The organism is Nonomuraea jabiensis, from assembly GCF_014204795.1.
GTDB classification, from domain to species: Bacteria; Actinomycetota; Actinomycetes; order Streptosporangiales; family Streptosporangiaceae; genus Nonomuraea; species Nonomuraea jabiensis.
Genome location: NZ_JACHMB010000001.1, coordinates 3,885,880 through 3,902,133, shown reverse-complemented (window position 1 = coordinate 3,902,133; position 16,254 = coordinate 3,885,880). Strand labels below are relative to the sequence as shown.

Below are 16,254 nucleotides of genomic sequence, written 5' to 3'. Positions count from 1 at the left end.
TAAATTCCGCCAACCGTCAGCTCGTCACGTTGACATTGACCATGTCATTGCCTGCCCTTGCGCCAGTCCAGGCGTGGCGGTGGTGGCCCGAGGTTCGGTGGGGGCTCGCCGTCGGTGCCCTGCGCCTTGGGGTCGAGCGCGAGCACGGCCTCGCGTACGTCCTCCAGCTCGCCGAGCGTGGTCTTGGGGAAGGTCAGGATGGCGGGGTTGGCGTCGGCGAGGCGTACGCGCCTGCCCTGGGCCGTGGCGTCGGTGACGATCACGGAGGTCGTGGGGAGCTGCTGGAGCTGGTGCGGCTCGACGAGGAACTCGCGCGAGCGCTGCAGCACCCGCTCCTTCTCGGAGATCTTGTCGGCGGTCCTGCCCCACTCGGTGGACTCGGTGATGTCGCCGGCCAGATCCGCGAGATTGTCGTCGCGGTCCTCCCTGTCGTCGTCCATCTGGGAGATCGTGGAGGTGTAGCCGCCGTCGAGCCCGGGCAGCGAGTCGCTGATCGTCTCGGTGAGCTGGGCCAGCTCCAGCCGGTGCTCGGTGCCGACGTGCTCGCTGGCGACCCGCGCGTCCTCGGCGTTGCCCAGCCGCATGAACGCCACCGCCGCGTGCCCCCTGCCGAGCCGCTCCCGCACCGTGGGGGTCAAAGACCGATAAGTCAGGACCAGTCCCGTACGGGAGGTCTCGCAGGCGTCCATCAGCCGGTCGAGCACGTCGCCCCTGAGCTTGTCCGCGCCCGCCACGATGATCGTGTGGTACCAGGGCCGGTCCGAGGCCGGGGACTGGCGCAGGATGTGGGTGAGCGCGGTGGCCACGTACGTGCCGAGCACCCGGTTGCCGAAGGCGCCCGCCTGCCGGTCCATGCTCACCACCCGCAGCCGCGCGGGCGGCAGCCGTACGGCCTCCGTGCCGAGCGTCTCCAGCTTGCGCAGCTGCGACTCCAGCGCCCAGGCCCGCTCGATCACCACCCGCTCGCTCACCCCGCGGCCGAACAGCGTGCCGATCCGCTCCAGCTGGGTGGCCGTGATCAGCCCGAACCTCAGGTCATCGCGCGGGTCGCCCACCTGCGCGAGCGCCCGCAGCGCGGCCGTGACCTGGCTGATCGTGGCGTTCTCGCCGAGCACCTCGAGCACCCGCTCCAGGATCGCGTTGTCGAAGCTGAGGTCGCGCGTGGTGCGGTGCTCCTCGCTCACGCTCACCACGTGCGCCAGCACGTCCGCGAACGCCTCCGGCTTGAGCGTGGCGCCCAGGTCGAGCTTGGGCAGATCGACCGGCAGCACCCAGACCAGCGGGTCGTCGCCGCCCTTGCGGGCCAGCTCGATCAGGTCCTTGGCGATCGCGCCCTCGGACAGGTCGAGCACGGTCAGGTGGCCGCCGCTGTAGAGCCGCGTGGCGCCGAGCAGCGTGATCAGCGCCGACCAGCCGGGGAGCGTGCCACCCGCCACGTCGATGCGGTCGATCTCGTCCGGTACGGCGACCGCGTACCACGTGAGCTGCCGGTCGTGGCGTTCCTTGGAGTCCTGCCACTCGCGGTAGCGCTGGGCGTGCTCCTCCTGCGCGCGGAACAGCTCCTTGTCACGTTCCTCGCGCCGGCGCTCGTCCCTGGCCTGCTGCTCCAGCACGCGGTACTTCACCGCCCGGTCGCCCTGCAACAGCGCGTAACTGCAGATGCCCGCCACGCCTCCGGCGGCGGTGAGCCCGGCGAGCGCGAACGGCCACGCGAGGTAGCCCCCGATGCCGGCGGCCAGGATGAGCACGGCCAGCACCAGCATGAGCGTCCGGACGAGCCGCACGGGCTTGTTGAGCATGTCCTCCTGGAGCCGCTCGCGGCGCAGCAGGTCCGGGTCGACGGGGCCGGGCGGGTCGGCGGGCTCTTCCAGCGGAGAGGGGCGCTTGGGTGGCGGGCCAGGGTCGGAGTGCAGCAGGATGTACTGCCAGCCCAGGTAGATGCGGTCCGCCTGGAGCTGGGCATGCTCGGGATGCACGTCCGTCACGTGACCCTCCGGCCGCCGATATGTCGTTAGGAGTAAGGGCCAACCCTTTCCGCTCCGTGACAGCGTATGAGCTTCGAGGCCCGTAGCGGCAGGGTTTCCCGGCAATTCTCCCAGTCCGATGGGAGTATTGCGGCAGATGGGACAAGCGAGACCTACTACCATCCTTACCCATGACGGAACCCTCCGGCGCAAGCAGTGAAAAGCCCAGACGCCCGGTAGTGGTGCCCGCCGTTGCCCTGGTGGCGTTCACCGCCATCGGCATCACCGCTCTGCTGGGCGGGCTGAGCGAGGCCCCCGAGGAGCCCGAGACGCTGGGCCCGGGCGCGGTGCTCGATCAGGGCCTGTACGCCACCAAGTTCGTCGAGTCCCGCGTGACCGTGGAGAAGGCCGAGTCGCAGTGGGACGAGGACAAGAGGTTCGTGGAGCTGGTCTTCGAGGTCACCAACAAGGGTGACCAGACCTACCAGGTCGGCCTGCCGCCGGCGAAGCTGGAGCAGGCCTTCACGAGCGACTCCTTCGCCGGCTCCCTGGTCAAGATCACCCCTGCCTTCCCCAAGGACGCGGGGCCGTTCACGTTCGCCCAGGCCAAAGGGGGCGAGACCCGCCAGCTCCACCCGGGGGTGACCAGCCAGGTCATTCTCCGCTACCGGCTCAAGGACAACGAGCAGCCGCCGGAGAAGATCACGATGGATGTCGCGTCGTTCGAGTTCTCACCCGACTGGAGCACCAACGTCCCGCGCTGGAAGATGGTCGCCGACGAGAACCTCGACACCATGAAGTTCTACCCCGAGATCAAGGCGCGGGTGACTCTTGCGGTCAAGAAGGGTGACGCAACGTGACCGCCACGCAGCAAAGATCAACTGTCGCGGGGAGTCGCCGCAGCAGGAGGGCGGATCGGGGACAGGGGATCGGCACCCGGCTACTCAGCGTCGCCGCCGGGCTGGTGCTGCTGGGCGGCGCCGTCTGGCTGCAGACCCTGCACATGGCCGAGGGCGAGATCGACGACCCGATCACGTACACGGGGGCAAGGGGCGAGGTGGTGGACGCCCGGCGGTTCTCCCTGCGGCTCGACTCGTTCCTGGCCGCGAAGTCGATCCAGAGCGGCACCCAGACGATCGGGACCGACAACCTCTTCCTCGTCGTCAACGTCTCGGCCAAGTCCAGCCTCAAGCCTTATCACCTGGCCCAGCCGCAGCTCCTGACCGCCGACGGGAAGCGGTTCGACGCCACCGACCGCGTCAACAACGACCTCACGATGGCCATGTCGTGGGTGCAGCCGGACATCTGGAGGAGCGGGCGCTTCTTCTTCGAGGTGCCGTCGTCCGAGCTGGCGGGGGCGCATGTCGTGTTCGGGCTGAACAAGGAAATCCTGGTGGAGCCGTACCAGCCGGAGGTCGAGGTGGATCTCGGCCTGGACGACGAGGGCGCGCGCAAGCTCGCGGCCTCGCCTCAGGACGTCTACTCGACCGACAAGAAGTGATCTCAGGATGAGCACGAACGAGCGCGACTGGTTCGCACCCAGGAACGACCCGCGGCGTGAGGACGATCCGGCCCCGGCTCCGCCCCCGCCCAGCCAGGAGCCGCCGCCGGGTCTCGGCACCCACTCCGCCCGCGGCGCCCAGCCGCCCGGGCAGGGGCGGCACTCCGGGCACGGCCTGCCTGCCGAGCGTGATCCGCGCCTTGATCAGGATCTGCTCGGCGAGGAGACGGCGCCGGTCCCCCGGGTGCCGTCCGCGGGCGACCTGCCCGGCCGTGGCAGCCGTGGGGCCCCGCCTCCGGGCTATGACGCGCTGGAGGGACGGCCGAGCGGGCCGCAGGAGGCGATGGGCTGGCCGGACGCGCGCCGGGAGGCGACGGGCTGGCCGGAGGCGCCCCGGGAGGCGACGGGCCGGCCCAACCCGCCGCAAGAGGCTCTGGAGTGGCCCAGCGCGCCCCAAGGCCCCAAGCAACCCCAAGGCCCTGCTCACCCCCAGGGTCCCGCACACGCCCGTCCTGCGGCGGACGCCCAGGGCCCGGCACACGCCCGGCCTGCGGCGGACGTCCAAGGCCCGGCACACGCCCGTCCTGGGGCGGACATCCAAGGCCCCGCCCACCCCCAAGGCCCCTCAGAGGGCCCCTCGCACGGCCAGGGCCCGGCGCACGGCCTAGGTCCCGCGCATGGGCAAGGCCCGGCACCTGCGCGCGGCCCGGCACCCGGCCAGGGCCCGGCACACGCGCAAGGTCCCGCACATGCGCAAGGCCCGGCGCAGCGGCCGGGGTTGCCGCCGCGCCCCGTCCCGCAGCAGCCCCGCGCCCGGCACGCCGCCCACGGCGACCAGCAGGTGTGGCCCCCGGCCCCCCGCGAGCCCGTAGGCGGCTCCACGCAGCCCCTGCCGGCCGTCCCGGCCGCCATGCCGGTGTCGCCCCAGCAGGGCCCCGGCACGCCCCTCCCGCGCCGCCAGAGCCCCGATCCGGAGCCCGCGGCCCACCAGGTGTCCGGCCCCGAGCCGTCGCCCGACGCCCCGCAGGACCCCCCGCCCGGGTCCGAGCGGGCCGCCGCCCCGGGAGGACGCAAGAAGCGCACGGCGCTGATCGCCACGGCCGCCGTCATCGTGTCGCTGGTCACCGTGGGCGCCCGCTCGTACGACGGCTACCTCTTCTACGAGAAGACCACCACCAAGGAGACCAAGGAGACCATCGTCCCCGCCGGCCAGGCGGCCAGGGTGAAGAACATCGAGTGGCGCGCCACGGTCACCCGCATCGAGATGCCCGACAACCTCCAGTACGGCCCCGAGGTGGCCGCGCTGAAGGTGGACATCACCAAGAAGGTCCTCGACGCGGGCAGCGCCACCAAGACCGGCCTGTTCAGCGACGCCAAGCTGGAGGACCGCGCCGGCCGCAGCTGGGTCGTGAACGTCGCCCCGGAGACCGACCGGCCGACGGACCGGCTGGAGGTCGGCAAGGAGTACAAGATCCTGGCCGCGGCGGTGGTGCCGACCGCGGTGGCCGACGAGGTCGAGCTGTCCTTCAGGCCGAGCAACTACCGTTCGGACACGCCCACGGCGGACCTCTTCAAGCGGGACACCGTGGCCAAGCTCGAGGACGACGTGGACGTCCTGCGGTTCAGGCGGCGCTGACCGCCCGGAGGCGGCTCAGACGTCGTCGAACGGCTCGCCCCTGAGGCGTGCCCTGGTGGCCGCGAGGTCGTACGCGGCCGCCAGCAGCGCCATCGTGAGCACGGCCACGACCGTCTCGCGCAGGAAGCTCAGCGGCGGCCCCTGGAACTGCCACACCCACTCCCGCTCGGTGCCGATGAGCCACCGCACCCCCCGCTCGGCGTACTGCCCGCCGACCTGCAGGCCCACGTAGCACAGGCACATCATGCCGAACAGCGGCAGGCCGGCCTTGCCCACCATCCGCAGGGAGTTGGCCAGCGGCAGCCAGCGGTCCCTGATCCCGCCGGTGAGGTGGTCGAACGACTTCTGGGTGAGGTCGTGGGCGCCCTCCAGCCGGTCCACCCCCCGCTCCAGGCGGGTGCCCTTGACCAGGACGCGGGTCTCGTCGGAGTAGGAGCCGAAGACCAGCATCGCCACGGTGAGCCAGGCCAGCGGGACGGCCACGGCGTCGAGGAAGAACGGCCAGGCGTCGCCGAGGAAGCCGGTGACGGACTCCCACAGCGGCACGTTCTTCTGCGCCTCGGCCAAGAGCTCCTCCGCGCCGGCCACCACGTTGCGGTGCTCGACCCAGTCGGTACGCGCGGTGCCGATGTAGAGAGTGGCGTTCAGGCCGTAGAAGACGAAGGCGAACTCCGAGAAGGCCGCGCAGAAGCCGTAGAACTTGCCGTTGCCCTCGCTCTTCTCCAGGAGCTTGGCGAAGAGCAGCTTCAGCCCGAACATGACGGCCATCGCACCCAGCGAGACCCGCCAGTCGAGGTCCGTGAGCCCCCGGCCGACCTGGGACTGCTCGCCGAAGAAGGACGCTTCCGTCTGGTCGTAGAAGTGGTGGAAGATGTCCATCTGGTAGACGTCCCTGGCGTCCTCCGTATGGAACCCCCAGGCCAGGTAGAGCACGGCGAAGGCCGGGGCCACGCGGTCGAGCACCCGGAAGAAGCGCTCGTCCCGCATGCCCTCCTCGGTCTTCGCGCGCATCTCCCACAGGGCGTTGCGCAGGGAGTAGAGCATGCCGGCGGTGACCGTCATCGCCGCTAGGATGATCAACGTGAGCAGCGTCATCACGAGGACCAGGCGGACCTGCCGGAAGTCTCCGTAGGCGACCTCGGTGGCGCCGTAGAGCAGGACGAAGCGGGTCAGCTGACCGGCGGCGTACCAGAGGATCAACGGCAGGGCGCACTTCCCCGCCAGCCGTAGGGCGTGCAGGGGCAGCGAGTACGGCGACGGCATTGCCTGAGCCGGCGTAGGCCCAGGTCGGGGAGGTGCCGCCACACCTGTCGAACCGGACATCTGCAGAATCGTATCGGTCTGTCCCAGATGTCGCAGCAGCAACCCCGGAAAGCGCCATGCTCGGCATGCCAGTGCGGGTGTGGTCCCTGGGCAGTGACAAAAGAATTATCGGCGGGGAAATGGCGGTCCCGAGGCGGGGCGCGTGCGATTGCTCTATGGAGCCGCGGCCCGCACTCGACGCCGATCCCCACGTCGTGGGAGATCGCCTCCGGCGGCTGCGGCACGAGCGCGGCGTGTCGCTGTCGGAGCTCGCCAAGCGCGCGGGCATCGACAAGGAGATCCTGTCGGACGTGGAGACCGGCAAGCTCGACGCGACGGCGGAGACGCTCTGGGCGATCACCGCGCAGCTCGGGGTGCCGATCGGGGCGCTGCTCGACGCGCCGCCCGAGCCGCAGATCATGCGGGGCAGGGCGATGGAGGCGGAGCTGCTGGAGGTGTTCGAGGACGACCGGGTCACGTACGAGCTCTACCGGGTGATCGTCCCGCCGGGCCTCACCCAGACCTCGCCCGCCCACCACGAGGGCGTGAGCGAGCACGTCACGGTCTTCACGGGCACGCTCAGCGCGGGCCCCATGCTCGAACCGCTCACGGCGGGGCCCGGCGACCACATCTCGTGGCTCTCCGACGTCCCGCACGGCTACCGCGCGCACGGCCCCGACGTCGTACGCGCCACGCTCCTCATGCGCTACCCGATCAACCCCTAGGCACTGGCGGGCCGGCACGTGCGGCACGGCCGGTAGCCGGCGGCCCTGGCCTGGGCGATGGTGCGGAAGCCGTGCCGGTGCCGCGGCGTGATGCGCCGGGCGTTGTGGCAGGTCGGGAAGCACACCACGCCCGTGGTGTCGCTGGCCAGGTAGAACACCCGGTCACCCGCCAGCTCCCGCACCCGCTCCAGGTCGGCGCCCTCGGCCAGCAGCAGCCGTTCCTTGGCCGCCGAGCCGAACACGTAGTCCCCCGGGACGCCGTCCGACCGGGTGACGCGGTGGCACGGGATCAGCAGCGGCACGGGGTTGCGGCCGAGCGCCGTGCCCACCGCGCGCACCGCCCTGGGCCGGCCGATCCGCTCCGCGATCCACGAGTACGGCCTGACCTCGCCGCGCGGGATCGTACGGACCGTCTCCAGCACGTCGCGCTGGAAGTCGCTCATCCCGCGCAGGTCCAGCCGGAGCCGGCCCAGGCGCCCCGTGCGCAGCGCGGGCAGCAGCCCGGCGGGCGGGCGTTCGGCGGGCAGCAGCGGGCGGGCGAAGCGCCCCCTGAACGCCTCGGCGAACCCGTCGCCCGGATGCACGTAGGCCACGCCCTGGTCGGTGAACGCGACCCGCAGCTCCCCGATCGGGCTCGGGACGCCCACCCAGCGGGCCGCGATCCGGTCGAGCAGTCCCTCGGGCGCGTCGGTGGCCAGCGCCGCCAGCCCGGCCAGCAGTGGATCGTGGGTCATCGGGCACCTCCCAGTGCGCGCAGCCGCCGCAGACCCCGCGACACGTGCGACTTGACCGTGCCCTGGGGGATCCTGAGCACGGTGGCGATCTCGCTGACCGGCAGGTCGACGACGTGCCTGAGCACCACCGCGACCCGCTGTTCCTCGGGCAGCAGGCCGAGCAGCCCGGCCAGCTCGTCGCCGGTCTCGCGGCGCACCGCGGCCTCCTCGACGTCCTGAGCGGGATCGGCTTCCTCGATCGGCTGGTCCTGCAGCTCCGGTGGCGGTTTGCGGGACCTGGTCCGGGCGCAGTTGCGCCAGATGTTCATCAGGATCGTCATCAGCCAGGCCCTCGGCTGGAGCGTGGCGATGCGGGCGCGCTCGTATCCGGCCAGCGCCCGGTACGCGCGCAGAAACGTCTCCGCGGTGAGATCCTCGGCGTCGGCCCAGCGACCGCTCAGCCGCAGCGCGGTCGAGAAGACCAGGCCGCGGTAGGCACCGTACAGCTCGGCGAACCCCTCGTCGAGGTCGTCGAGCAGCGCCTTGCGCACCGGGTCGGGGCAGTCGGTTTCTCTCACGCTGGGTACAACACCGCGGCATGCGGATCCGTTGCAGCGAAAAGACCCGCGTCCGGACCGGACGCGGGTCTTTACCTTTGCAGGCTCAGACGGCGACCGCGAGCGAGGAGACCTCGCCCAGCTTCGCCTCGACCTTGATGTCCCTGGTGACGCCGCCGCCCGCGATGATGCGGACGGTCCAGTCGCCGGGGGCGGCGAAGAAGCGGAAGACGCCCTCGTCGGACACCACGACTTCGCCGGTGAACTCGCCGGAGTGGTCGAGCAGACGCGCGTACGCCGTGCCGGCGCCGGTCACCACGCCCTGGATCACGGCCTGGGTGGACAGGTCGATCCCGGCGGGCAGAGTGATCGTCTGCTCCGGCGCTCCGCAACCCTGTGCAGCAGTCATCAGCGGGCCTCCCCCAGCTCGATCGGCACGCCCACGAGCGAGCCGTACTCGGTCCACGAACCGTCGTAGTTCTTCACGTTGTCCTGCTCGAGCAGCTCGTGCAGCACGAACCAGGTGTGCGCCGAACGCTCGCCGATGCGGCAGTAGGCGATGGTGTCCTTGCCGAAGTCGACCCCGGCCTCGGCGTAGAGCGTGCGCAGGTCGTCGTCGGACTTGAACGTGCCGTCGTCGTTGGCGGCCTTGGACCACGGGATGTTGCGGGCGGTGGGCACGTGGCCGGCGCGCTGCGCCTGCTCCTGCGGGAGGTGCGCGGGAGCGAGCAGCTTGCCGGTGAACTCGTCGGGCGAGCGCACGTCGACCAGGTTGAGCTTGCTGATGGCGGCGACCACGTCGTCGCGGAAGGCGCGGATCCTGGTGTCCTGCTCCTGCGCCACGTACTGCGTCTTGGGCCGCTCCGGCACGTCCTTGACCAGCTCGCGGGAGTCGAGCTCCCACTTCTTGCGCCCGCCGTCGAGCAGCTTGACGTTGGAGTGGCCGTAGAGCTTGAAGTACCAGTACGCGTAGGCGGCGAACCAGTTGTTGTTGCCGCCGTAGAGCACGACGGTGTCATCGTTGGAGATGCCACGGTCGGACAGCAGGGCCTCGAAACCGGTCTTGTCCACGAAGTCGCGGCGCACCGGGTCCTGCAGGTCCTGCCGCCAGTCGACCTTCACGGCGCCACGGATGTGGCCTTTGTCGTAGGCGCTGACGTCTTCGTCGACCTCGACGAGGACGACTCCGGGGGTGTCGAGGTTGGCCTCGACCCAGTCGGCGTCCACCAGGGCGGCGGAGCGGCTCATTTGGAAACCTCCATGTTGGCGGCGGGCAGTAGACGGCGAATGAGCAGGTACATCTCGCAGCCAAGGCAGAATCCGAAGGCTGCGTTGAGGAAAGCGGCGAGGAGAGCCGCAGCCGTGGCGACGAGAGCCAGCGGCGTGATCCCGGTGAGATATCCGACCAGGCCCGCGATCGCGAAGACCAGCCCCACCGCCTGCGCGAACTTCGGCGGGCGGGCGTCCTCGGTCTCCTTCGGGGCGCTCTTGACGAGCGCCTTGAAGAGCATCGTGTACGGCGAGCGCGACACGACTCCGAGTGCGAAGACCATCGCCTGGACAGCGAGCAGCCAGGCACTCCCCGTCACCAGGACGAGGGCGAGGACCAGGGTGGTGATGGCCGCGCCGAAGCGCAGCGCTCTAGGATCGGCACGCATCGCGGGATGCTCCTGAAGGGTCGACGGGGCGGACCGGATGTCCGCGGGATCGTCCTCAGGCAGCGCGACAGAGCGCGGTGGTCACGCGGCAGAAATCAACCGCGCGCCGCTTCGTCAGCAGCTCTGTCGTTGGGTTCATGCCGACGACACTACTCGGCGTCTCGTCATCTGTCACATCTCGTCCGGTTGGTGAGACGATTCGTGAGACGGCGGCGGCGACACGGCCGCGGCGAGGGCCGCCAGGACGTCCGCCTTGCGGGGCAGGCCGGCGGCCCTTTTCACGATCCTTCCGCTGGTGTCGAGCACGAGGACCGTCGGCGTGCGCATGATGTCCAGCCGCCGTACGAGGTCCAGCCGGGACTCGGCGTCGATCTCGACATGGGTCACCCCCGGCACGATCCCGCTGACGTCGGCCAGGATCCTCCTGGTCGCCCGGCACGGCTGGCAGAACGCGGTGGAGAACTGCACCAGCGTCGCCCGCTCCCCCAGACCGGCGCCGAGGTCGGCCTCGGACAGCCGGTCGCCACCCGTGTCACGCACCCGTCCGTCGCGGCGCAGGCGAACCACCCCGATCACAGAACCGAGCGCCAGAGTCGCCAGCGCCACCCACCAACCAGTCATCTCCCGATGCAACCACGCGCGCCCGCGTTTACTTCCGCACCGGGACCCTGATCAGCACCTTCTCCTTCTGGTCGACCACGTAGAACGCGGTGATCTCGGACATGGGCAGGGTCGTCGACCGCTTGAACTCGGCCTTGTCCAGGTACGCCTCGCGGCTGACCGTCCAGCTCTCCGTCAGCTCGTGCCGCCCGCCGGCCACGACGAGGAGGCTGCAGGTCGTGTCGACGGGCACGCCCCGCACGCTCACGTACAGCTCCGTGCCGCTGTCTCCGGGGTAGGCCGACACGGTGGCGGAGTACTTCTCGTCCCTGTTCACGCCGGAGAACTTCTGGCCCTCGGCCATCTTGAACGGTGACGCGGACGGTGACGCGGCAGGGGCCCTGCTGGGCCGTTTGGCCTGCTTGGTGGGCGTCGCCGACGGCTCGGCCAGCCGGCTCAGCGACTGGTCGCCCTGGGGGGCCGCCGAGTCCTGCGCGCTCCCCGGCCCCGCCGTGGACATGATCTCCGGTGCCTCCGTGGACACGGGGGCGGAGGCGGCGGAGGTCTCCTGCTGGTGCGCGCGGCTGTTCACGACCGACACGATCGTGCCGCCCAGCCCCAGCAGCGCGACGGAGGCGGCCGCCACCAGCAGCAGCCGGCCGCGCCTGTTCCGTTTGGCGCTGGCGTTCAGCAGCCGGTCCAGCACCTGCCGCGGCGGGCTCGCCACCAGCTCCACGTCGCGTTCGGACACCTTGCCAAGAAACGACGCCACGCCTTCGAGGTCGAGCAGCTCGCGGCCGCACTCCTCGCAGGTCGCCAGGTGGTTGTCGATCTCCAGCGCCTCGTCGGGATCGAGCGCGCCCAGCGCGTGCGCGCCCAGGGCGAGCCTTACCTCCTCGCACGTCATCATGGCGCCAACCCCCGCTCCTCGAGGGCCAGTTTGAGCGCCCGCAACGCGTAGTAGGTGCGCGATTTGACCGTGCCCGGCGGTATGCCCAGCGTCGCCGACGCCTCCTTCACCGATCGCCCCCGATAGTAGACCTCCAGCAGCACCTCACGGTGCTCCTGCCTGAGCGCGGCCAGCGCCTCGGCCACCGCCCACGACTCGACGGCGCGCTCCAGGTCGTCGTCCGCCGGCAGGACGGCCAGCGCCTCGTCCCCGGTCTCCTGCGGTCTGGCCTTCTTGGCCCGATGCTGATCGACAACGAGGTTGCGGGCCACCGTGAACAGCCACGCGCGCACCGGCCGCCCCGAGAGGGCGTCGGGATGTCGCCAGGCCCGCAACAGGGTCTCCTGCACGACATCCTCCGCCCGCCCGGAATCACCGGTCAGCCGCAGGACGTAGCCGTAGAGTGGCCCGGCATGCTCGTCGAAGAGGGTCCTCACGAGTTCCTCATCCGCGGTGCCGGCTGTACTCACACCCTCATCACGTACGTCCGGCCGGACCGGTTCAGCCTCATCCACGGATCGGCACGTCAGACGCTTCGGCCGAGATCTCCAATCCTTCGGGCACGCTCTTGACCCCGGTCACCTTCACGTCGAAGGGCAGCTTCCCCTTGAACTTGATGGTGTAGGAGACGAGCGAGGCGAGCTGGTCGGGCACGCCCTCGATCTTCTCGGCCTGGAGCTTGATGCCGCCGTCGACCAGCTCGACCCGCATCTCGGCGTTGAACTTCACCTTCTGCACCCCGACCGTCACCTCGCCCGACGCCGTGAGCCGGTCGCCGTTGCCGCCGATCTTGACTCCTTGGGGGGCGTACTTGTCGATCGTCGCCCTGGTCAGGGTGCCGCTGATGGCCACGCGTCCAGCGTTGATGTTGGCTCTGTTCTGCAGGACGTCCGCCAGGGGAGCCGTCACGTCATAGGCGGCGCCCCGCAGGTTCTTGATCGGCACGCCACCGTAGGTGAACGTGCCGAGATCGAACCGTACCTCCGGATAGTGACCCGAGATGGCCTGGGTGAGAAAAGGGATGCCCTCAATTGTCACGGTCGGCTTGCCGGAGAGGTCGGACGCGGCCGCGATCCGGTTGGAGAGATCGCGCTCCACGCCCGCCACGGCGACCCGGTCGACGGCGACAAGGAGAATGACCAGCACGATCAGGAAAATGATCAGCTTCCGCATGGGGCTCCCTGTCTGTGGCGGGGGTCAAGAGCCTATCGACTGGGCTCACTCATTCCCCCATGGAAGCCCCCATCACCCGCCCGCGAACGGCGGCAGCACCTCCACGGTCGCCCCGTCGGCGAGAACGACCTCGTCATGAGGGCGTTTGCCGACCGGGGTGCCGTCCACGAGGAACGAGGAACGCCTCACCACGCGGGCCAGATCTTCATGATTCTGTGTGATTTTCGTCATGAGTTCACCAAGAGTGACCGCCTCGAACGGCTCCTCCGCCACTCCGGCCGCCTCCTTCGCCGCAGCCCAATAACGTACCTTTCCCGTGGCCATGGGCACCTCACAATCACTTTCCGGTCTATTGTGCGTCGCCCTTAACAAGGTTGTTTCGAGAGACGCGCTGTTCATCTGGTGGACGCGCAATGGACGTGACTTCCTCGTGGGATATCCTCGCCTACGGGACCTGGGCGACGTAGCCCCCGGGTCCTTGCGTGTTTGAGGAGGCCGTAATGAGCAACCTGCTCCTGCTGACCAACGCCCTCGAGCCGTCCGCCGAGGTGCTTCCGGCGCTGGGCCTGCTGCTCCACTCGGTCCGGGTCTCGCCCGCGGAGGCGTCCGCACTGATCGACACGCCTCCGGCCGACGCGGTCCTCGTCGACGCGCGGAAGGAGCTGGTGCAGGCCAAGAGCCTGTGCCGGTTGATCCGCACGACCGGCATCGACTGCCCGCTGCTGGTGATCGTCACCGAGGGCGGGCTCGCCGCGATGACGGCCGAGTGGGGTGTGGACGACGTGCTGCTCGACAGCGCGGGCCCGGCAGAGGTGGAGGCGCGCCTGCGCATGGCCACGGGCCGCATCTCGCAGGCGGCGACGGAGGAAGTGCCCGACGAGATCCGCAGCGGCGACCTGTCGATCGACGAGGCCACCTACACCGCGCGGCTGCGCGGCCGGGTGCTCGACCTCACGTTCAAGGAGTTCGAGCTGCTGAAATACCTCGCCCAGCACCCGGGCCGGGTCTTCACCCGCGCCCAGCTGCTGCAGGAGGTCTGGGGTTACGACTACTTCGGCGGCACCCGGACGGTCGACGTCCACGTGCGGCGCCTGCGCGCCAAGCTCGGCACCGAGTACGAGTCCCTCATCGGAACGGTCCGCAACGTCGGCTACCGCTTCGTCCCCGACCGGCAGGACACCGCCGCCGTCTGATCGTTGACGCAGGCGGGGTAGGTCTGTTCCGGTCGTTGGTGGACGAGGGCGCCAGGCCCCGCGTTTTCCGGCGTAACGCGACCATGTGCGCGCCGTTGCGGCGCGCCAACCAGGTTTACCTCATCGACCACGGCTACGCCCGCGAGTACACCCCCACGGGCGAGCGCGACGCCGGCGACCTCGTCGGCGAGCTCGCCTTCTGGAACCCGGCCGAGCGCGCCAAGGTGGACGCGCTGGCCGAGGTGCGGTGCTGCACCTGGACGAGCGTTACGCGCCGGCCTCGGAGTCCGCGCCGCCGCTGTCCATGGAGACGCCGGCCGACCTCGTGGGCAGCTCCCCCGACGTGGTGCAGCGCCGGCTCACGCAGCGCGTACCTCGTCACCAGGACCCTCAAGGCGCGCAGGGAGCCGGCCGAGGAGCTGCGGTGGTGCCGGGCTGACCCGGACGGCGGCGGGGCGCCACCCTCGGAACGGGGCCGGGTGGCGCCCCGCCGTCACGCCCGGCCCAGCGGGGCCTCTTCCAGCGCCTTGACGTGGATGCTCGCGTCCGCGAGCACGAACCGCACGATCTCCGCCGTGTCCAGCTCGGCCAGGCCGAGGTCGACGTCGGCGTGGGCGTCGCACCAGTCGACGATCCGGCGGGGGTCGGCGAGCGGGCCGGCGAAGTGGACGAGGCTGACGTACCAGCGGTCGCGTACGCGTCCGTGCTCCAGGTCCCGCACCCCGCGCGAGGCCATCGCGCGGGCGAACCGCTCCCACAACCTGGCCAGCGTGTCGTCCTGGGGATGCCCGCAGACCAGGACGCCGCCGGGATGGGGGCTCACGCCCGCCAGCCGCACCCGCGCGGGCCGTACGTCCTTCGCCGCCTCGGCCAGGGCGTCCCGGTAGACCGCGCGGAGCGGGTCGCCGGCCGGGATCCGGTCGCGGTAGGGCTCCAGGGACCTGAGCGTGACGTGCAGGGTCCGCCTGCCGTGCACCCAGTGCCCCGGCGCCTCGATGGTCCCGGCGAGGGCCGCCAGCCGGTCCAGCACCTCGCCCGAGGGGCGGAGCACGGCCGCCGCTCCCCACCGCCGCGCGCCCTCCACCATGGGGCTGTCGTGGGTCGCCCGGCCCGCCAGCAGAGCCGCCCGCCCCTTGATCCGGAAGTCGACGAAATCGGACATCCGTGCAGTATGCCTGATCACGCCAGGCTGTCGCGGCGGAAACGACCCGCCACGGATAGAGCAGGGCCTGCGCGGGCAGTGGCAGATGGACGGGAGAAAGGTGGGGCACGTGTCCGGCGATCTGGTCGTCCCTGACGCCGCTCATGGAGTGGTGGTGTTCGCGCACGGCAGCGGCAGCAGCCGGCTCAGCCCGCGCAACCGCTACGTGGCCGGGGCGCTCAACAAGGCGGGGCTTGGCACGCTGCTGTTCGACCTGCTCACGCCCGAGGAGGAGGCCGACAGGGCGAACGTCTTCGACATCGCCCTCCTGGCCGAGCGGCTGCTGGAACGTACGCGATGGCTGCGCGAGCAGCAGGACGCGGCGGGGCTGCCCATCGGCTACTTCGGGGCCAGCACCGGCGCGGCGGCGGCGCTGTGGGCGGCGGCCGAGCCGGACAACCCGGTCTCCGCGATCGTCTCGCGCGGCGGGCGGCCCGACCTGGCGGGGCCTCGGCTCGCGGCGGTACGCGCGCCCACGCTGCTCATCGTGGGCGGCCGCGATCCGATCGTGGTGAAGCTGAACGAGGAGGCCCAGGAGCGCCTGCGCGCGGAGAGCCGCATCACCGTCGTGCCCGGGGCCACCCACCTGTTCGAGGAGCCCGGCGCGCTGGAGACCGTGGCCGAGCATGCCAGAAACTGGTTCACCACTCATTTCAGGGGTCGCGCATGAGCGTGTTCAAGTGGTCGGCCGTCTGCCTGGAGGCGCCCGACGCCCAGGCGTTGTCCGCCTTCTACCGCGAGTTGCTCGGCTGGCGGGTCAAGGAGGACGAGCCCGAGTGGGTGCTGCTCGTCCCGCCGGAAGGCGGGCCCGGGCTGGCCTTCCAGAGCGCCCCCGGCTTCGTCCGGCCGGTCTGGCCCGCCTCGCCCGGCGAGCAGCGGATCACGATGCACCTGGACATCGAGGTCGACGATCTCGACGCGAGCAGCGCCCGCGCCGTCGAGCTGGGCGCGACCGTGGCCGAGTTCCAGCCACAGGACGACGTACGCGTGCATTTCGACCCGGCCGGGCACCCGTTCTGCCTCTGGGTGAGCGGATAGCGCCAGATCGGCACGTAGCGGAGGCGGTCAATCACGTTGCCGTG

21 protein-coding genes are annotated in these 16,254 nt (G+C 70.7%); 8 read left to right on the top strand and 13 right to left on the bottom strand.

Annotated features, from left to right (window positions below; translation table 11 throughout):
• Positions 1 to 44 precede the first annotated feature (44 nt).
• The gene (locus tag HD596_RS17800) at positions 45 to 1,985 is read right to left on the bottom strand and encodes a hypothetical protein (protein ID WP_185070400.1); all 1,941 of its coding nucleotides are present in this window, start codon (positions 1,983 to 1,985) and stop codon (positions 45 to 47) included.
• A gap of 218 nt (positions 1,986 to 2,203) precedes the next feature.
• On the opposite strand from HD596_RS17800, the gene HD596_RS17795 reads away from it, so the two are divergent.
• From HD596_RS17795 to HD596_RS17785, 3 genes are all read left to right on the top strand, one after another.
• Positions 2,204 to 2,824 (top strand): hypothetical protein, encoded by a 621-nt coding sequence (locus HD596_RS17795; protein ID WP_185070399.1) that lies wholly within the window; start codon positions 2,204 to 2,206, stop codon positions 2,822 to 2,824.
• On the top strand, positions 2,821 to 3,465 hold the full coding sequence (locus HD596_RS17790; RefSeq protein WP_185070398.1) for a hypothetical protein: 645 nt from the start codon (positions 2,821 to 2,823) through the stop codon (positions 3,463 to 3,465). The genes HD596_RS17795 and HD596_RS17790 overlap by 4 nt, the downstream gene beginning before the upstream one ends.
• 778 nt (positions 3,466 to 4,243) lie before the next feature.
• On the top strand, positions 4,244 to 5,101 hold the full coding sequence (locus tag HD596_RS17785; RefSeq protein ID WP_185070397.1) for a hypothetical protein: 858 nt from the start codon (positions 4,244 to 4,246) through the stop codon (positions 5,099 to 5,101).
• Positions 5,102 to 5,116: 15 nt separating this feature from the next.
• On the opposite strand, the gene HD596_RS17780 is transcribed toward HD596_RS17785, so the two are convergent.
• Positions 5,117 to 6,364: a hypothetical protein gene (locus HD596_RS17780; RefSeq protein WP_185070396.1), complete on the bottom strand. Its 1,248-nt coding sequence runs from the start codon at positions 6,362 to 6,364 to the stop codon at positions 5,117 to 5,119.
• A gap of 254 nt (positions 6,365 to 6,618) precedes the next feature.
• Between HD596_RS17780 and HD596_RS17775 the strand changes: the two genes are divergently transcribed.
• Complete coding sequence (locus HD596_RS17775) at positions 6,619 to 7,128, top strand: helix-turn-helix domain-containing protein (RefSeq protein WP_313044416.1); 510 nt, start codon at positions 6,619 to 6,621, stop codon at positions 7,126 to 7,128.
• Here HD596_RS17775 and HD596_RS17770 read toward each other — a convergent pair.
• From HD596_RS17770 to HD596_RS17725, 10 genes are all read right to left on the bottom strand, one after another.
• Entirely contained in the window at positions 7,125 to 7,862 is a 738-nt protein-coding gene (locus HD596_RS17770; RefSeq protein ID WP_185070394.1) for a methylated-DNA--[protein]-cysteine S-methyltransferase, read from the bottom strand. The two genes, HD596_RS17775 and HD596_RS17770, sit on opposite strands and share 4 nt — an antisense overlap.
• Positions 7,859 to 8,419, bottom strand: a complete 561-nt coding sequence (locus tag HD596_RS17765) for an RNA polymerase sigma factor (protein WP_313044415.1) — start codon at positions 8,417 to 8,419, stop codon at positions 7,859 to 7,861. Before HD596_RS17765 ends, HD596_RS17770 begins: the two co-directional genes overlap by 4 nt.
• Before the next feature lie 85 nt (positions 8,420 to 8,504).
• Positions 8,505 to 8,807, bottom strand: coding sequence for a DUF1416 domain-containing protein (locus HD596_RS17760; RefSeq protein WP_185070393.1), 303 nt, complete (start codon positions 8,805 to 8,807; stop codon positions 8,505 to 8,507).
• Complete coding sequence (locus HD596_RS17755; RefSeq protein ID WP_185070392.1) at positions 8,807 to 9,646, bottom strand: sulfurtransferase; 840 nt, start codon at positions 9,644 to 9,646, stop codon at positions 8,807 to 8,809. Before HD596_RS17755 ends, HD596_RS17760 begins: the two co-directional genes overlap by 1 nt.
• A complete protein-coding gene (locus tag HD596_RS17750; protein WP_185070391.1) occupies positions 9,643 to 10,056 on the bottom strand; it encodes a DUF4395 domain-containing protein in 414 nt (137 codons plus the stop codon). Before HD596_RS17750 ends, HD596_RS17755 begins: the two co-directional genes overlap by 4 nt.
• Before the next feature lie 171 nt (positions 10,057 to 10,227).
• Entirely contained in the window at positions 10,228 to 10,677 is a 450-nt protein-coding gene (locus tag HD596_RS17745) for a thioredoxin family protein (protein WP_185070390.1), read from the bottom strand.
• 28 nt (positions 10,678 to 10,705) lie between these two features.
• On the bottom strand, positions 10,706 to 11,566 hold the full coding sequence (locus tag HD596_RS17740) for an anti-sigma factor family protein (RefSeq protein WP_185070389.1): 861 nt from the start codon (positions 11,564 to 11,566) through the stop codon (positions 10,706 to 10,708).
• Positions 11,563 to 12,075 carry a sigma-70 family RNA polymerase sigma factor gene (locus HD596_RS17735; protein WP_185070388.1) on the bottom strand — a complete coding sequence of 171 codons (513 nt, stop codon included), beginning with the start codon at positions 12,073 to 12,075 and terminating at the stop codon, positions 11,563 to 11,565. The genes HD596_RS17740 and HD596_RS17735 overlap by 4 nt, the downstream gene beginning before the upstream one ends.
• Before the next feature lie 37 nt (positions 12,076 to 12,112).
• Positions 12,113 to 12,778 carry an LmeA family phospholipid-binding protein gene (locus tag HD596_RS17730; protein ID WP_185070387.1) on the bottom strand — a complete coding sequence of 222 codons (666 nt, stop codon included), beginning with the start codon at positions 12,776 to 12,778 and terminating at the stop codon, positions 12,113 to 12,115.
• Between the two features lie 72 nt (positions 12,779 to 12,850).
• Positions 12,851 to 13,102: a MoaD/ThiS family protein gene (locus HD596_RS17725; RefSeq protein ID WP_185078536.1), complete on the bottom strand. Its 252-nt coding sequence runs from the start codon at positions 13,100 to 13,102 to the stop codon at positions 12,851 to 12,853.
• A 176-nt stretch (positions 13,103 to 13,278) separates the two neighbouring features.
• Here HD596_RS17725 and HD596_RS17720 point away from each other — a divergent pair, with 176 nt between their 5' ends.
• Together HD596_RS17720 and HD596_RS17715 are read left to right on the top strand one after the other, a co-directional pair.
• The gene (locus HD596_RS17720; protein WP_185070386.1) at positions 13,279 to 13,971 is read left to right on the top strand and encodes a response regulator transcription factor; all 693 of its coding nucleotides are present in this window, start codon (positions 13,279 to 13,281) and stop codon (positions 13,969 to 13,971) included.
• Between the two features lie 247 nt (positions 13,972 to 14,218).
• Positions 14,219 to 14,410, top strand: coding sequence for a hypothetical protein (locus HD596_RS17715; protein ID WP_185070385.1), 192 nt, complete (start codon positions 14,219 to 14,221; stop codon positions 14,408 to 14,410).
• Positions 14,411 to 14,464: 54 nt separating this feature from the next.
• Here HD596_RS17715 and HD596_RS17710 read toward each other — a convergent pair whose 3' ends face one another.
• Positions 14,465 to 15,133 carry a 2'-5' RNA ligase family protein gene (locus HD596_RS17710; protein WP_221519379.1) on the bottom strand — a complete coding sequence of 223 codons (669 nt, stop codon included), beginning with the start codon at positions 15,131 to 15,133 and terminating at the stop codon, positions 14,465 to 14,467.
• A gap of 109 nt (positions 15,134 to 15,242) precedes the next feature.
• Between HD596_RS17710 and HD596_RS17705 the strand changes: the two genes are divergently transcribed.
• Both HD596_RS17705 and HD596_RS17700 read left to right on the top strand, forming a co-directional pair.
• Entirely contained in the window at positions 15,243 to 15,842 is a 600-nt protein-coding gene (locus HD596_RS17705; RefSeq protein WP_313044410.1) for a dienelactone hydrolase family protein, read from the top strand.
• Positions 15,839 to 16,210, top strand: coding sequence for a VOC family protein (locus HD596_RS17700; RefSeq protein ID WP_185070382.1), 372 nt, complete (start codon positions 15,839 to 15,841; stop codon positions 16,208 to 16,210). Before HD596_RS17705 ends, HD596_RS17700 begins: the two co-directional genes overlap by 4 nt.
• The last annotated feature ends 44 nt before the right edge of the window (positions 16,211 to 16,254 follow it).

Excerpts from the sequence above, each read along its gene's own strand:
- HD596_RS17780 (WP_185070396.1), bottom strand. The coding sequence starts at position 6,364 with ATGCCGTCGCCGTACTCGCTGCCCCTGCACGCCCTACGGCTGGCGGGG.
- HD596_RS17770 (WP_185070394.1), bottom strand. The coding sequence starts at position 7,862 with ATGACCCACGATCCACTGCTGGCCGGGCTGGCGGCGCTGGCCACCGAC.
- HD596_RS17760 (WP_185070393.1), bottom strand. The coding sequence starts at position 8,807 with ATGACTGCTGCACAGGGTTGCGGAGCGCCGGAGCAGACGATCACTCTG.
- HD596_RS17755 (WP_185070392.1), bottom strand. The coding sequence starts at position 9,646 with ATGAGCCGCTCCGCCGCCCTGGTGGACGCCGACTGGGTCGAGGCCAAC.
- HD596_RS17750 (WP_185070391.1), bottom strand. The coding sequence starts at position 10,056 with ATGCGTGCCGATCCTAGAGCGCTGCGCTTCGGCGCGGCCATCACCACC.
- HD596_RS17745 (WP_185070390.1), bottom strand. The coding sequence starts at position 10,677 with ATGACTGGTTGGTGGGTGGCGCTGGCGACTCTGGCGCTCGGTTCTGTG.
- HD596_RS17740 (WP_185070389.1), bottom strand. The coding sequence starts at position 11,566 with ATGATGACGTGCGAGGAGGTAAGGCTCGCCCTGGGCGCGCACGCGCTG.
- HD596_RS17730 (WP_185070387.1), bottom strand. The coding sequence starts at position 12,778 with ATGCGGAAGCTGATCATTTTCCTGATCGTGCTGGTCATTCTCCTTGTC.
- HD596_RS17725 (WP_185078536.1), bottom strand. The coding sequence starts at position 13,102 with ATGGCCACGGGAAAGGTACGTTATTGGGCTGCGGCGAAGGAGGCGGCC.
- HD596_RS17720 (WP_185070386.1), top strand. The coding sequence starts at position 13,279 with ATGAGCAACCTGCTCCTGCTGACCAACGCCCTCGAGCCGTCCGCCGAG.
- HD596_RS17710 (WP_221519379.1), bottom strand. The coding sequence starts at position 15,133 with ATGTCCGATTTCGTCGACTTCCGGATCAAGGGGCGGGCGGCTCTGCTG.
- HD596_RS17700 (WP_185070382.1), top strand. The coding sequence starts at position 15,839 with ATGAGCGTGTTCAAGTGGTCGGCCGTCTGCCTGGAGGCGCCCGACGCC.